At 74.3% G+C, this 15,273-nt stretch carries 11 protein-coding genes and 1 tRNA gene; 10 read left to right on the top strand and 2 right to left on the bottom strand.

Annotated elements, in window-relative coordinates:
* The first annotated feature begins 21 nt into the window (after positions 1 to 21).
* Both IEZ07_RS05170 and IEZ07_RS05165 read left to right on the top strand, forming a co-directional pair.
* Positions 22 to 3,354 carry a glycosyltransferase family 2 protein gene (locus tag IEZ07_RS05170; protein ID WP_191893708.1) on the top strand — a complete coding sequence of 1,111 codons (3,333 nt, stop codon included), beginning with the start codon at positions 22 to 24 and terminating at the stop codon, positions 3,352 to 3,354.
* 28 nt (positions 3,355 to 3,382) lie between these two features.
* Positions 3,383 to 3,775, top strand: coding sequence for a hypothetical protein (locus IEZ07_RS05165; protein ID WP_191893707.1), 393 nt, complete (start codon positions 3,383 to 3,385; stop codon positions 3,773 to 3,775).
* A gap of 131 nt (positions 3,776 to 3,906) precedes the next feature.
* Here the strand turns inward: IEZ07_RS05165 and IEZ07_RS05160 are convergent, their stop codons facing one another.
* Positions 3,907 to 4,944, bottom strand: coding sequence for a phosphotransferase family protein (locus IEZ07_RS05160; protein WP_191893706.1), 1,038 nt, complete (start codon positions 4,942 to 4,944; stop codon positions 3,907 to 3,909).
* A gap of 17 nt (positions 4,945 to 4,961) precedes the next feature.
* On the bottom strand, positions 4,962 to 6,386 hold the full coding sequence (pdxR, locus tag IEZ07_RS05155) for a MocR-like pyridoxine biosynthesis transcription factor PdxR (RefSeq protein ID WP_191893705.1): 1,425 nt from the start codon (positions 6,384 to 6,386) through the stop codon (positions 4,962 to 4,964).
* Positions 6,387 to 6,454: 68 nt separating this feature from the next.
* On the opposite strand from pdxR, the gene IEZ07_RS05150 reads away from it, so the two are divergent.
* From IEZ07_RS05150 to IEZ07_RS05115, 8 genes are all read left to right on the top strand, one after another.
* On the top strand, positions 6,455 to 7,147 hold the full coding sequence (locus tag IEZ07_RS05150) for a pyridoxamine 5'-phosphate oxidase family protein (RefSeq protein ID WP_191893704.1): 693 nt from the start codon (positions 6,455 to 6,457) through the stop codon (positions 7,145 to 7,147).
* A gap of 88 nt (positions 7,148 to 7,235) precedes the next feature.
* On the top strand, positions 7,236 to 9,236 hold the full coding sequence (locus IEZ07_RS35465) for a serine/threonine-protein kinase (RefSeq protein ID WP_191893703.1): 2,001 nt from the start codon (positions 7,236 to 7,238) through the stop codon (positions 9,234 to 9,236).
* A gap of 188 nt (positions 9,237 to 9,424) precedes the next feature.
* Positions 9,425 to 10,972, top strand: coding sequence for a serine/threonine-protein kinase (locus IEZ07_RS05140; protein WP_191893702.1), 1,548 nt, complete (start codon positions 9,425 to 9,427; stop codon positions 10,970 to 10,972).
* 130 nt (positions 10,973 to 11,102) lie between these two features.
* Positions 11,103 to 12,503, top strand: coding sequence for a protein kinase family protein (locus IEZ07_RS05135; protein WP_191893701.1), 1,401 nt, complete (start codon positions 11,103 to 11,105; stop codon positions 12,501 to 12,503).
* A gap of 58 nt (positions 12,504 to 12,561) precedes the next feature.
* Positions 12,562 to 13,881, top strand: coding sequence for a DUF2510 domain-containing protein (locus IEZ07_RS35460; RefSeq protein ID WP_204054237.1), 1,320 nt, complete (start codon positions 12,562 to 12,564; stop codon positions 13,879 to 13,881).
* A gap of 24 nt (positions 13,882 to 13,905) precedes the next feature.
* Positions 13,906 to 14,517 carry an oligoribonuclease gene (gene orn, locus IEZ07_RS05125; RefSeq protein ID WP_191893700.1) on the top strand — a complete coding sequence of 204 codons (612 nt, stop codon included), beginning with the start codon at positions 13,906 to 13,908 and terminating at the stop codon, positions 14,515 to 14,517.
* A 210-nt stretch (positions 14,518 to 14,727) separates the two neighbouring features.
* Positions 14,728 to 14,803: transfer RNA gene (locus IEZ07_RS05120), tRNA-His, on the top strand.
* 159 nt (positions 14,804 to 14,962) lie between these two features.
* Positions 14,963 to 15,241: a helix-turn-helix domain-containing protein gene (locus IEZ07_RS05115; protein ID WP_068903357.1), complete on the top strand. Its 279-nt coding sequence runs from the start codon at positions 14,963 to 14,965 to the stop codon at positions 15,239 to 15,241.
* Positions 15,242 to 15,273 lie beyond the last annotated feature (32 nt).

Here is a 15,273-nt window from a genome sequence, read left to right as displayed (position 1 = left end):
ACTACCCAGGGAAGGGTGCGTGTGGAGGGCAAGCAGGCTGAAGAGGTGATCGACGAGGTGATCACCCGACCGATGAGGCGCCCGGCCTCCACCGCGGTCGAGCCCTCCGAGCCCTCCGAGCCCGGTGAGCCCGGAGCCGGGCCCGCGGTCGAGTCCGCGGTCGAGTCCGCGGTCGAGTCCGCGGTCGAGTCCATGGCCGGACCCGCGGCCGAGCCCGGCGGCGGGAGCCCGGCGGGAAGCGCACCTGACCGGAGGGCCCGGGATGACGGGCCCTCCGCGGAGCGCGGAACCGGACCTGACGACTCCGGCGGACTCGGCGAACCCGACGGCTCCGGCGAACCCGACGGCTCCGGCGGCTCCGGCGGCTCCGGCGGGGAGGACGTCCCGGAGACCGCGGACGAGGTCTCCGGAGACGGGATCTCCGCGGAGACGATCACCGTCGTGCCGGTCGGGCGGGGCGGTGTGAGCGACGGCGCGCCCACCGTCGTCTGGCGGGTGCCCGTCCCGAAGATCCCGGCCGCCCGCGGGGAGCCGGAGCTGGAGAAGACCGCGCCCGAGCAGGAGGAGACCCCGCCCGGCGAGACGGTCGTCCCGTCGCTGTCGGTCGTCGTCGTCGCGGGCCCCGCGCAGTCGCGGTTCCGCCTGGCCGTCACGGTCAAGGCGCTGCGGGCCCAGGAGCCGGCCCCCGAGGAGATCGTCCTGGTCGTGGACCGCTCCCCCGAGCTGGCCGAGTGGGCCGAGGCCGAACTCTGCGGGACCGACGGGGCCGGGGAGATCACCGTGGTGCGGGAACAGGAGGCCGCCGGCGCGGCCTCCGCCCGCAACCTGGGGCTGGCCCGCGTCCGGGGGGACGTCGTCGCCTTCCTCGACGGCGACTCCGCTCCCGAACCGGGTTGGTCGGCGGCGCTGCTGGAGCCGTACGCCGACCACGACGTGGTCGCGGTCCGCGGCAGGGTGGCGCTGCGCTGGAGCTCGGGCAGGCCCGACTGGTTCCCCGCCGAACTGGCCTGGGTGCTGGGGGTGCCGTTCACGGGTTCCCGCATCCAGCCGGACCGCGTCGACGACCTGTACGGCGGCGCCCTGTCGTTCCGGCGGGAGGCGCTGGCCGAGGCCGGGGGGTTCCCCGAGGAGCCCGACCAGCGCCCCGAGGAGATCTCCGCCGAGCCCGCGGGCGGTGTGAAGACCGAGCTCCGCTCCCGCCTGCTCGACCTGCGGCCCGGCGCGAAGCTGCTCCACGAGCCTTCGGCGGTGGTACGGCTGGACGTGCCCGAGCGGCGCTCCCGCCTGGCCTACTTTCTGGCCCGGTGCGCCGCCGAGGGCCGGTCGCAGGCGGACGTGGGGCGTCGCACCAACGGGTGGGAGGGGCTCCTGGCCCACCTGGCACCGGTCCGGAACGGCCTGCCCCGGGCGGTGTTCCGCGCGGTCACCTTCACCGGGCCGGCGGACATCAAGGGGTGGAAGGCCCTGCTCGTGATGCTCCTGGGCATGGCGGCGGCCAACGCCGGCTACGTGAGCGGGAGGCTGCGCACGACGCGGGCCGACGGGACTCCGCGGGAGACGGGCCAGTGGACGTGGTTCCTCTCCCGGACGGCGCTGCCGGTCGCCACCGTGCTGTGGGGGCTCTCCCTGCGCGAGGTCGACCTCGACCGGATGACCGACCTGGGGCTGATCACCGTCCTGCCCGCCCTGTTCTGGATCGCGGTCGCGGTCATGATCATCGGGTTCGTCGCGCTGCTCGGCGACCGGAAGGCCCTGGAGCTCTGGCACGCGGGCTACACCCTGGTGCTGATCGCGGTCCTGCACGCGACCCCCGCGCTGCTCTACCCCTCGCTGCGCTACTCCTGGGCGTGGAAGCACGTCTCCGTCATCGACTACCTGATCCGGCACGGCGCCACGGACCCGGAGCTCAGCCCGCTGGCCGCCTACCACCAGTGGCCGGGCTTCTTCTCGTTCTTCGCGATGATGACGGAGGCCGCCGGGCTGCCGGACGCCCTCGGCATCGCCGCGTGGGGGCCCGCCGTCTTCAACACCGCGATGCTGCTCCCGCTGCTGCTGCTGTTCCGCACGGTGACGCGCAACCGGCAGCTGGTGTGGGGCGCGGTCTGGGTCTACTTCTCCTGCTCCTGGGTGGGCCAGGACTACTTCTCGCCGCAGGCCACCACCCTGGTCCTCTACCTGACCGTGCTGGTCGTCGTGGTGCGGCGCTTCCGGCGCGGGCCGATCAGGGCGGGCGACGACCCCGAGGGGCTGGGCGCGGAGCCCCCGCCCGTCTCCGGCACGCGCAGGCGCCTGGTCTGGACGATCCTGCTGGCCCTCCCGATCGTGGCGATCGCCTCCTCCCACCAGCTGACGCCGCTCATGCTGGTGGCCGGACTGGCCGCCCTGTCCGTACTGCGGCGCCACCGCAACCTGGGCATCCTGCTGTTCACCGGGTTCACCGTGCTGGTGTGGGACGCCGTGGCCGCCTGGCAGCTCCTGGAGGCCCGGTTCAGCGACATCGTGGAGTCGCTCGGCGACGCCGGCGGCAACCTGGACGACGGCCTCCTCTCCCTCGGCACCGCCGCCCCCGGACAGGTGATCGTCGCCTACGCCGACCGCGCGCTCTCCGCGGGGCTGTGGCTGCTCGCCGCCGGCGGCGCCCTGCTGCGCCGCCGCTGGCTCAGGCGGCCGGGCCTGCCCCTGCTGGTGATCGGGCTCAGCCCGCTGCTGTTCCTCGCCGCGGGGAGCTACGGCGGGGAGATCATGTTCCGCATCTACCTGTTCACGCTCCCGCTCAGCGCGTTCCTGGCCGCCGCGCTGTTCCTGCCCGCCCGCCGGACCTTCGTCCGCGTCCTGATCCTGCCCCTGGTCCTCATGCTCATGGTCACCGGCTTCTTCTTCGGCAACTACGGCAAGGAGCAGTCCAACTACTTCACCCAGGACGAGGTCCGGCTCGTGCGCGCGGTGCACCGCGCGGCGCCGGAGGGGTCGCTCATCGTGGCGCCCACGTTCTTCCTGCCCGCCGCCTACGACTACTACGAGCGCTACCAGCACAGCTGGCTGGACGAGCTGCCCCGCTCGCGCGACGCCGCCCCCGGGATGCCGAAGTACGTGCCCACCCGGGTGGAGCTGGTGCAGGACCCGGTGCCGTCGCTCATCGGCCTCATGTCGAGCGTGCCGCCGGGCGGCAAGGCCTACCTGGTGCTCAACCGCGCGCAGAAGGCCGCCATCGAGACGGCGGGCATCTTCCCGAAGGGCACGATCGACCGGCTGCGCCGGGGGATCGAGGCGTCCGACCGGTTCCGGGTGCTCGTCCGCAACTCCGGGGGCGCCGTCTACGAACTGATCCCGAAGAGAGCGGCGGCGACCCCGTGACGGCGGGGCTCCGCGCTGGAGGCAACCGATGAACACCATACGCTGGCCGCTCCTGCTGCTCGCCTCCTCCGGCTGGCTGGCCCTGCTCACGACCGAGACTCCCGGCGGCGCTCCGCTGCGCGTCACCGTCACGGTGGTCTTCCTGCTCACCTGTCCGGGAGCCGCCGTGCTGGCGCTGTTCCGGCCGCTGCTCGCCCCGCGCGACCACACCGGGGACGCCATGGAGAGCATCGCGCTCACGGTGGCGCTCAGCGTCGCGCTGGGCATCCTGGTCAGCGAGGCGTTCTTCATGACGGGCGCGTTCACGGTGTACCGGGTGCTGACCGCGCTGGCCACCATCACCTCGCTCGCCGCCCTCGGCGTGCCGCTCACCGCGTACCGGGCCCGCCGGCGCGCGGCGCGCTCGCCGGAGGCCGCCTGAGGCCGTCCGGCGCCGCGCCCCGCCCGGCACCGCCCCGGGGTCCGCGCCGTACCCGTCCCGCCCCGGGTCCGCGCCGCCGTACCCCGCCCCGGACCACCGCCCCGGGATTCGCGCGGAGTGCGTACGGAGGGTCAGGCCGGGCGCTCGTCCAGCGCCCGGTGGGCCCGCGCGACCAGGACGGGGACGGAGGCGCCCAGGTCGCCGAAGCCCTCGCCGACCGTCTTGCCTTGGACGAAGCGCGCGTGGATGCCCTCCAGGATCACGGCGAGCTTGAAGTTGCCGAAGGCCAGGTAGAAGTCCAGGTCGCTCAGGTCGGCCCCGGACACCTTCGCGTAGTGGGCGGCGAACCCCTTCGCGTCCAGGAAGCCGGGGGTGAGCGTGACGTCGCCCGCCACCGGGACGGAGGAGCGCGCGCCGTCACCGGGGTCGTGCCAGTAGGTCAGGGTGAGGCCGAGGTCGGCGACGGGGTCGCCCAAGGTGGACATCTCCCAGTCGACCACGGCCCGGATCTGCGGGTCCGCGCCGGGCACCAGCCGTACCAGCGTGTTGTCCAGGCGGTAGTCGCCGTGCACGAGAGCGGCGGACGGCCGGTCGGGGAGGCGTTCGCGCAGGCGGGCGACGAGCTCGTCGTACTCGGCGAGCTCGCGGGTCTTCGAGCGCTCCCACTGCTGTCCCCAGCGCTCCAGCTGGCGCGCCAGGTAGCCCTCCGGCCGACCGAAGCCGCGCAGGCCGACCGCCTCGTAGTCGACGGCGTGGATCGCGGCGAGCACCTCGGCGAGCCGCTCCGACAGCGCCCTGGCCTGGGCCGGCGCCAGGTCGGCCTGACCGCGGGCGCGCAGGGCCTCGCCCTCGACGTGGGCCATCAGGTAGAAGGGGGCGCCGATCACGTCCTCGTCGGTGCAGAGGGCGACCGGCTCGGGCACCGGCACGGGGGTCGGCGCGAGCGCGGAGACGACCCGCCACTCCCTGCGCATGTCGTGGGCCGTGGGCAGGACGTGGCCAAGGGGCGGGCGGCGCAGGACCAGCCTGCGGCCCGGCGTCTCGACCCGGTACGTCAGGTTGGACCGGCCTCCCGAGATCAGCGCGATCTCGGTGGGCTCCTCCGCGTCGGGGACGTGGCGGGCCATCCACGCGACCAGGCGGGTCCGGTCGATGCCAGGGATGCTCATGGCCCACTATTAGAACGTTATTCTGCACCGTCCGCCAGTCCCGGCCCCAGCAACCGGGCCAGGATCGCGGCCCCGGCCCGCACCTGGGCGAGCGAGGCGGAGCCGTACCCGATCACCAGGCCGTGCCGGCCGGGCGGCCCGTGGTGGTGGCGGTCGGTGGTGTCCAGCAGGACGCCGCGGGCGCGGGCCGCCTCGACGAGGGGACCGACCCGGTGCTCCGGGAGCCCGACCATGACGTGCAGGCCCGCGGTGTCCCCCGTCACCCGGGAGCCGAGCGCCGCCACGAGCGCGGCCCGCCGCCGGGCGTACTCCAGCCGCATGCGGCGCAGGTGCCGGTCGAGATCGCCGCGCTCCAGCAGTACGGTCACCGCCTGCTGGGCCGGGCCCCCGGTGCGGTCGGTCAGGTCCTCGCGGGTCCGGGCGACGGCGTCGAGCAGGCCGGGGGAGGCGACCAGCCAGCCGACCCCGATGTCCGGGGACAGGGACTTCGACAGGGTGCCGAGCAGCACCACCTGATCGGGGTCGAGGCCGTACAGGGCGGGCAGCGGGGCGACGTCGTAACGGAACTCGGCGTCGTAGTCGTCCTCCACGACGAACGCGCCGCTGCGCCGGGCCCAGGCGAGCAGGCGCTCCCGGCGCGCGATGGGCAGGCGCCCGCCGAGCGGGTACTGGTGGGCGGGCGTGGTGTACAGCAGGCCGAGGTCCTCCGGCAGCCCGTCGACGAGTACCCCGTCGGCGTCCACCGGGCAGGGGACGATCGCGGCGCCCCGCGCCCGGAGGATCGTCCGCGCCCTGCGCCAGCCGGGGTCCTCGACGCCCGCCCGGTCACCGGAGCGCAGGACGGTGGCCGCGAGCAGGTCGAGGCCGTTGCCGGTGCCGCGGGTGACCATGACGTTCTCCGGGCCCGCCGGGACGCCCCTGGTCCTGCGCAGGTGCACGGCCAGCGCCTCCCGCAGCCGCGGCAGGCCGTAGGGGTCGGGGTCGTCCCCCGGCGGCAGGTCGGCGGCCTGCCGCCACGCCCGCCGCCACGCCGCCTCGTCGTAGTCCCGCACCCACGGCCGTCCCGGCCGCAGATCGATCAGGGGCCCGCCGTCCGGAGCCGTCGCCGCACCCGCGCGGCGCGTCACGGGCCTCCCCCGCGTCGCACCGGCCGGCTCCGCCGCGGGGCCGTGCCAGGAGAGGTCGAGGTCGGCCACGTAGGTGCCGGAGCCGTGGCGGCCCTCGATCCAGCCTTCGGCGTAGAGCTGCTGGTAGGCCTCGGTGACGACGGTGCGGCTGACGGCGAGCTGGCGGGCCAGCGCGCGGGTCGAGGGCAGCCGCTCACCGGGCTTGAGGGTCCCGCCGCGGATGGCGGCGCGCAACCGGTCGCCGAGCTGGACGGTGAGGGAGACCGGGGCGGCGCGGTCCACCGCGAGGGGCAGGTCGACGGGGATGGGGGGCAAAGTGGTCTCCCGGATCAGACGGGAAGTGGACGTGTTCCCGGTGTCCACTCCCTGTCTAGGTTAGGACCATGTCCTCACCCTCCTCGCCGCCCGCCCCGTCCGTCCCGCCGCTCTCGGCGACCCCCCGGACCGTCCTCGGCCGTTCCCGGGAGCGGGCCCGCACCGACCGCGCCGACCTGTACGCCGTGCTGGACGCCGGGCTCATCTGCCACCTGGGCGTGGTGGCCCGCGGCGTCCCGATGGTGGTGCCCACCGGCTACGGCCGCATCGGCGACACCCTCTACCTGCACGGTTCCACCGGCGCCACCTCCCTGCGGGCCGGCGGAGACGGAGGCGAGGTCTGCGTCACCGTCACCCACCTGGACGGCATCGTGCTGGCCCGGTCGGCCTTCCACCACTCGGTCAACTACCGCTCGGCCATGGTCTACGGCACTCCCCGCCTCGTGACCGACCCCGACGAGCACCTGGCCGGGCTGCGCGCGATCACCGAGCAGCTCGCTCCCGGCCAGTGGGACGCCGTGCGCCCGCCGACCCGCAAGGAGCTCGCCGCGACGGCCGTGCTCGCCCTCTCCCTCGCCGAGGCCTCGGTGAAGATCCGGCAGGGGCCGCCGGTCGACGACGAGGAGGACTACGGGCTGCCGATCTGGGCCGGGGTCCTGCCGCTCCGCACGACGTGGGGCGAGCCCGAGCCGGACCCCGCCCTGACGGCGGACCTGCCCGTGCCCGGACATATCGCCTCGCGAAACATAACCATCGGGTAAGGCTGCTCCGGCAAACCGGATACCCGGCCCAGACGTCTCATCAGAGGATCATCGAAGGAGCCTCACCCCGAACCCATTGGAGAGCGTCATGGCCGCCGGCGGATGGAGCGTGCCCGGCTACACCGAGCTGCGCGAGCTCGGCGCGGGCGGTGGAGGCCGGGTGGTGCTCGCCCGGCACGACGAGTCGGGCGTGCACGTCGCGATCAAGTACCTGTCGGAGTCCCTCCGGGACGACCCCGGCTTCCTCGCCCGGTTCCGCGACGAGGCGCGGCTCCTGGTGGAGCTGGCCGACCCCAACGTGACCCGGCTCTACGAGTACGTCGAGGAGGCCGGGAACGCCGCGATCGTGATGGAGGCCGTCGACGCGGTCTCCCTGCGCGAACTGCTGCGCGAGCACGGCGCGACCGGCCCCGAGGCCGCCCTCGTCGTGCTCAAGGGCTCGCTGCTGGGACTGGCCGCGGCGCACGGGAGCGGCCTGGTGCACCGGGACTACAAGCCGGAGAACGTCCTCGTCCAGGCGGACGGCGCCAGCAAGCTGGTGGACTTCGGCATCGCCGTGCGCGCCGGGCAGGCGGACGCTCCCGCGGGCACGCCGCCGTACATGGCGCCCGAGCAGTGGACCGGCGCGCCCGCCTCACCCACCACCGACGTCTACGCCGCCACCGTGGTGTTCTTCGAGTGCCTGACCGGGCGCCGGCCGTACCGGGCGGGTGACCGGGCCGTGCTGATGCACCAGCACGCGCACGCGCCGATCCCGGTGGAGGAGGTGCCCGGGCCCGTCCGGGACCTGGTCGCCCGGGGCATGGCCAAGGACCCGTGGGACCGGCCGGTCTCCTCCGCGGGGTTCGTGGCCGAACTGGAGGCCGTGGCGACGGCGGCGTACGGATCCGACTGGGAGGAACGGGGAAGGTCTCGGCTGGCCGCCCTGGCGGCGCTGCTCCCGCTGCTGTTCCGGCTCCGCGCGCCCGGCTCGGAGGGCGGGACCGCCCTGTTCCAGAGCACGCTGTTCCGCACCGTGCTGGGCGCGTTGCGCGGCAGGTCGGCGGGGGTCGCGGTCGGTGCCGGGCTGGTCCTGGCCGCCGGCGGCGTCAGCGTCTACGTGCTGGCCGCCGACCGGGCTCCGGAACCGCAGCGGATCGACGTCGTGGCCGCCGCGCCGCCGTCCGGCGCTCCGGGTTCACCCGGCCCGGAGAGCCTCTCCCCTCCCCCCACCTCCGGCGCCCCGACCGCCCCCGGGAGCCCTTCCGGAGAACCCGCGACGCCGCCCGGCCTGACGACACCGCCCGGGACCGGGGAGCCGCCCTCCGCCGGACCGTCGAGCCCGCCCGCAGCCACCGCCCCCGCCGGCGGCCCCACGGCCGCTCCCACGACCGCGCCGGCCCCGGGTCCCACCGCCACCGCCACTCTCACCCCGACCCCGGCCGCCACACCCACACCGGCCGCCACACCCACGCCGACCGCCACACCCACGCCGACCGCCACACCCACACCGACCCCGACCGCCACGCCCACCGCGGCTCCGAGGCCGCTGGTCCGGCGGGTGGACGTGGCACGGGCCGCACTCGACGCCAGGGGCGCGGCCGTCGCCTCGGTCACCGTGGGCGCCGCGAACAACCGGCAGGTGCGGCTGCGCGTCGCCTTCCGGGTGGGCCGGAGCGTCCAGCAGACGACGGTGGCCCTGGCCGGGGCGACGGACTACACCCGGACGGTCAGGTTCTCCTTCCCGAAGGTGCCCTGCGGGTCGGGATGGAGCGTCGTGGCGACCGGGCTGCCGTCGGGGCGTTCCGACAGCGCGAGCGGCAGGACCGCCCCGTGCGCCCGGCCCACCCCGACCGCCGAGCCCACCCCGACGCGGCGGCCCACCGCCGATCGCACGACGCCCACGACTGACCGCACGACGCCCGGGACCACGCAGAAGCAGACGGCCAGGGCCACGGTGAAGCCCACGGCCCGGATCACGGTGAAGCCTACGCTCAAGGCGCCCGCCACCCGGAAGCCGTCGCCTAAGCCGCCCGCGCCGGCCCCGCCCCGCACGAAGAGCACCGCGCCGTCCACGGAGGCCGGGACGGGGCCCGACCGGATCGGATGACCGCCGGTCATCCCGGACGATGGCCGGTTCCGGCGCCGCCCGACTCATGCCCGGCCGGCTCGTATGACCGCCGGTCACTCCACTCTTATGAGATGAATTCGTGATTTATCAGCGCAGTGCGCTGTTTGATGGCTAAGCTACGGTCCGTTCTTTTACGGGTGGGGGTCCCGGCAACGGAGGAGACCGTTATGTACGGCATGCCATCGGCTTGGCGTGTCCCTGGTTACACGGAGATCCGCGAGCTGGGCGCCGGCGCCGCCGGGCGCGTGGTGATGGCCCGGCACGACGCCGAGGGCACGCTGGTCGCGATCAAGTATCTGTCCGACGAGCTCCGCGGCGACGCGGGCTTCGCCGCGCGCTTCCGGCACGAGGCGCGGCTGCTCCACCGGCTGAACGGCTCGCACGCCGTCCGGCTGTACGACTACGTGGAGACCAGCGAGGGCGCGGCCATCGTCATGGAGCTCGTGGACGGCGTGTCCCTGCGCGCCATCCTCCGCTCCGAGGGACCGACCGGTCCCGAGGCCGCGCTCGTGGTGCTCAGGGGCTCGCTGCTGGGCCTCGCCGCCGCGCACCGGGCGGGGATCGTGCACCGCGACTTCAAGCCCGAGAACGTCATGGTCGACGCCGGCGGGACGAGCAAGCTGGTCGACTTCGGCATCGCGCTCCCCACCGGCGACGGCGGCGCGCCCGCGGGCACGCCGCCGTACATGGCGCCCGAGCAGTGGGGCGGCGCGCCCGCCTCGCCCGCCACCGACGTCTACGCCGCCACCGTGGTGTTCTTCGAGTGCCTGACGGGCGCCCGGCCCTTCCGCGCGCAGACCGTCGCCGCGCTGGCCCGGCAGCACCAGACCCTCGAGCCTCCCGTGGACGAGGTCCCGCCCGCCCTGCAGGGGCTGGTGGAACGCGGCCTGGCCAAGAACCCCGCCGACCGGCCGCCGACCGCCGCCGCCTTCGTCACCGAGTTGGAGGCGGTCGCCGCCGACGCCTACGGGCCGGACTGGCAGGAGCGCGGGCGCCGGCGCCTGTCCGGGCTCGCGGGGCTGCTGGCGAGCCTGTTCCCCGACCAGCCGGAGACCCCGGAGACCGGCACCTCCCTGGCGGAGACCGACCTCGGCGGCGGTGACGAGTCCCTGCTCGGCAGACTGGGCGTCAAGATCGCGATCGGCGTCGCGTGCATCGCGGTGATCACCGGGGTGGCCGTCGTGCTGGTCGGCTCCGGGGACGACCCCGTGCTGCAGTCGCAGAGCTCGGTCACCGCTCCGAGCGATCCCCCGTCCGACCCCGTCGAGTCCCCGGAGGACGAGGAGCCCGACGAGCCGGCGGAGCCGGAGGAACCGGAGGACGGGCCCGAGGCGACGCCGACCCCCGCTCCGGCCGGGACCACCGCTCCTCCGTCGGCCGCGCCCAGCACCGCCCCCGCCGCCCCCTCCTCGGCCGCGCCCAGCCGCACCCCCTCCGCGACGCCCACCAGGAAGCCCGCACCGGCGACGACGAAACCGGCCGCCCCCGCCGAGGAGGAGCAGGACGAGGGCTCCGAGCCCGGCGGACCGGAATCCGTCTCCGCCGACAGGCCGACGCGGACGCGGTCCGCGCCGCCGCCACCGCCGGCGACGACCGCACCGCCCCGGACCTCCGCCCCCTCCACCGCGCCCTCGGCCTCCTCGGAGTCGACGCCCAGCGAGGGCGGTTCCGCCCCGGTCACCGCCTCGCCCGTCGTGCTAGAGACGCCGCGCTGACCGTCCCGTGCCCCGTCGCACGGCACCCGTCCCGGGACCGGTGACGGGTGCCGTGCGTTCCGTCCACACTGATGGGGGGGCGGTGGGAGAACGGGACGGCAGCGGAGACGACGGCGGAACGGAAACGATCTTGAGCGACGGGCAGATGGAACTCGCCGGACACCGGCTGACCGGCCGGACGTGGATCGGCGAACTGGGGACGTGGTACTCGGCGGTGGCCCCGGGCGGCCGGCCGGCGAGCGCGCTCAGGTTCGACGCCCGGCCGTTCACCGACCCGGCGGCACGGGACCGGCTGGTCGCGGCCGTGGTCGCCGACCGCAGGCTCCTCCAGGGCGGCCTGACGGGGCTGGTCCCGGTCACCGATCTGATCACCGCGCGGGACGAGATCTGGCTGCTCACCGGGGAACCGGTCAGTCCGACCGTGACCGATCTGCTGACCCGGCCGCCCGGCGGTCCGCGGCCCGGCGCGAGCGAGGCGGCCACCGTACTGGCGGAGACCGCGCAGACACTGCTGGCCGTCCACACCGCGGGGCTGGCCCACGGCGCGGTGCATCCCGGCACCGTGGTGATCGCCCCGGGCGGATCGGTGCTGCTGGCCGAGCGCGGCCTGGCCGACGCCCTGCACGGGCGGCCCTCCGTCCCGGACAGGGACGTCGCGGCCTGGGCCTCGCTCGCCCGCGGTCTGGCGGCGAACTGGGCCGTGGACGCCCCCCGGGCGGCCGGATTGTTCGAGCGGGTCGCGGTGACCGCCACCACCCACGGCCTCGCGGCGGCCCGCGACGCCCTGCTCGCCGGTCGCGACCTGCTCCCCTCGGGGTTCCCCGCCCGCGACCGGCTGACGGAGACCGCGCACCGGTGGTCCGTGCACGACGAGCCCACCCGGGCGGCGCACCCGGCTCCTGCTCCGGTCCCGCTCCCGGCCGGCCGCGACGAGGAGGAGGCCGTCACACTGCTCCAGGTCCCGGAGGGCGGCGGCCGTACCGGAGCCGCCGTGCGGTTCGGTCCCGGAGTGCCGTCGGAGACGGCCGCCGCGCAGATCTGGCGGGAGGGAAGGAGCGGGCAGGCCACCGTGCTCGGCTCCGGCGGGGAGCGGGCGCCCCGGCCGTCCCGGCCCCCCGCCCGGCGATACCGTACGGCGCTCTCCGCGGCGGTCCTCGCGCTGATGGTCGCGGGAGCTGTGGTGGTCTGGCTGCTGCGGGGCCCGTCCGTTCCCCTGGCGGTGACCGGGGTGGAGGTGCTGGCGCCGAAGCAGACGCAGCGGTGCGGCGAGACCATCACCATCCGGGGCGTGCTCACCACGAACGGCTCCCCGGGAGAGGTCCGCTACCGGTGGAGGCAGAGCGACAAGAAGGACGAGCCGATCGAGCAGGCCCAGCGGGTGGCGGCCGGGAAGACCGAATACGTGGTTCCCATGCACTGGCGCGTGAAGGGCAAGGGGAACTTCAGGGGAACGGCCACCCTGGAGGTCGTCTCGCCGGTTCCGGACGGCGCGAAGATCTCCGACAAGGCGAGCATCACCTACAGATGCTGACGAAGCATCGCAAGGTCCACAATGCACTGCATACCGGATTCTTACTACTCTGACCACTATGACCACGCAGACCCCCGCCGGCTGGTATCCCGATCCCTACGGTTCACCGCAGCTGCGGTGGTGGGACGGCAGCCAGTGGACCGACGCCACGCACCCGCTCGACTCGCCGCCCGCCGGGCAGGCCGGGCCCTCGGCGCCGCAGGGACCCAGTCAGGGACAGCCGGGAGCCCAGGGACATCCGGCGGCGGGCCCGTCCCAGGAAGGGGCGGCGCAGAGCGGCATGACGGTTCAGATGGAGCAGCCCCAGTGGAGCGCCACCCCCGATGACACCCTCCGGATGCCCCCCGCGGAGCAGGAGGGCGCGGCGCCCGCCGCACCGTACGGAGGACCGGCGCCCGCCGCACCGTACGGAGGACCGGCGCCCGCCGCACCCTACGGCGCGCCCGCCCCGGCCGGGCCCTACGGCGCACCCGCTCCCGCCGCACCGTACGGCGCGCCCGCCCCGGCCGGGCCCTATGGGGGACCCGCCGCACCCTACGGCGGAGGACCCGTCGCACCGGCGGCCGGACCCTACGGCGGGCCCGGCGGTCCTTACGGCGCGCCTCCCGGACCGCAGCCGGGCGGGAAGAGCCCGTGGCCCTGGATCCTCGGCGGCGGCGGGGTGGTCGTCCTGATCATCGGAATCGTGGTCGCCGCCATGTTCCTGATCGATGCGGACGGCAGGCCTACCGCGAGCGGCTTCACCCCCCCGCCCGTGCCGACCGTGACGCAGGAGCCCACTCCCGAGTCGACGCCCGAGCCCTCGCCGACCCAGGAGAGTCCTTCCGGCGACATGCCCCAGCCGGAGAACGGGCGCATCACCGACCCTGTGACCGGTCTGTCCTACGAATTCCCCGGCGACAGGTGGCAGGTGCCCACCGGAAACCCCTCGGGGGCGCTCGGCTTCACCTGGACCAGCGCGGTGGAGACCACGTCCCACGAGAACTACGACGGCCAGGGCCACAGCTGGCTCGGCACCATTTACAGCGCGGAACTTCCCGCCCGGTACGCCTACGACGGGCCGAAGAGCATGGACTCCGTCACGGCGCAGATCATGCTGGGGCTGGAGCCGATCTTCTACAGCCCCGAGCACCGGCGCGAGCCCGTCGATCGCAAGGCCATCAAGGTCAGCGGCAGGGACGCCTGGCTGGTCTCGTTCGACCTGGACTTCACCGAGCTCTCGGAGAAGAACGGGTGGAAGTGGAAGAAGGAGCGGGCCACCCTCGTGCTCGTGGACCGGGGGGAGGGCAAGCGCCCCGCGCTGCTGTACATGTCCATCCCGGACAACCTCGACACCTCGGTGACCGACCGGGTGCTCAAGTCGCTCGAACTCTCCTGACCCGGGGGCACTACGCTGAAGGTTATGAGTGACCTGCTGGTCTGGATCGACTGTGAGATGACCGGGCTCGACCTCGGCCGTGACGCCCTCGTCGAGGTGGCCTGCGTGGTCACCGACGGCGAGCTCAACCAGCTGGACGAGGGCGTCGACGTGGTCATCAAGCCCCCGCCCGAGTCGCTGGAGCAGATGTCGGAGGTGGTGCGGGAGATGCACACCGCCTCGGGCCTGCTGGACGTGCTGGGCGGGGGTGTCACGCTGGCCGAGGCCGAGGCGCTCGTCCTCGACTACATCAAGGGCCACGTGCCGGAGCCGAAGAAGGCACCGCTGTGCGGCAACTCCATCGCCACGGACAGATCCTTCATCGCGCGGGACATGCCCCTGGTGGACGCCTTCCTGCACTACCGGATGATCGACGTCTCCTCGGTGAAGGAGCTCGCCCGGCGGTGGTACCCGCGGGTCTACTTCGCCTCCCCGGAGAAGCAGGGCGGCCATCGGGCGCTGGCCGACATCGTCGAGAGCATCCGCGAGCTCCGCTACTACCGCGCGGCGGTCTTCGTGCCCCAGCCCGGGCCCGACTCCGCCACCGCCCGCGGACTCGCCGAGAGCGTCTCCACCCCGCCCTCCGCCTCCGCCTGAGCCGCGGCGCGCAGCGTCGCCGTGAAACCCGCGAGGGGCTCCGGCGTCTGGACCGAGGAGCGAAGGAGCGCAGCGGATGAGCGACGAGGGAAGACGGCGGTTACCGGCCCCCGAGCCGCGGCGCGCGGCGTCGCCGTAAAACAGGGTGCGTGACGACTCCCAAAGACCGCTACACTTTTCATGTGCTGCCGCCGCGAGGCGACGGACATGGTGGGCGTAGCTCAGTTGGCAGAGCGCCAGGTTGTGGTCCTGGATGCCGGGGGTTCAAGTCCCCTCGCTCACCCCAGGTGAACGGCCGGTCCTTCGGGACCGGCCGTTCTGCATTTCCCCCAAGGATTCAACTTCCCCACCAAAGAGGGACATCACGGGTTATGCTCGCTGCTACTGCTGCGCCGTAAGACCGGGGGCCTCGGCGACCTGACCGTGTTGCTTCCGCGGAGGCGGGATGAGAGTCGACGATGCAAGGTTCAACGCCGAACCCGGAGTCGTGACGGGCTTGAGCAGGCGCGAGGCCGAGGTCATGGAGCTGATCGCGGACGGTCACTCCAACGGCCAGATCGCCCGTCACCTGTTCCTCAGCGAGAAGACCGTCAAGAACCACGTGAACCGGATCTACGCCAAGCTCGGCGCGGACTCGCGGGTGACCGCGATCGGCCTCTGGCGGGGACGGAAGGCTCCCGGCGCACCGTCCCGCCGTGAACCCGGAGAGGACCCGCCCAGGTAGCCTCGCCGCCGCTCCGGAGACGGACCGGGCCG

Origin of the sequence: Planomonospora parontospora (assembly GCA_014647935.1) — a bacterium.
GTDB classification, from domain to species: domain Bacteria; phylum Actinomycetota; class Actinomycetes; order Streptosporangiales; family Streptosporangiaceae; genus Planomonospora; species Planomonospora parontospora.
The sequence above is the reverse complement of the archived record's forward strand: the minus strand, read 5'-3'. Positions and strand labels throughout refer to the sequence as shown.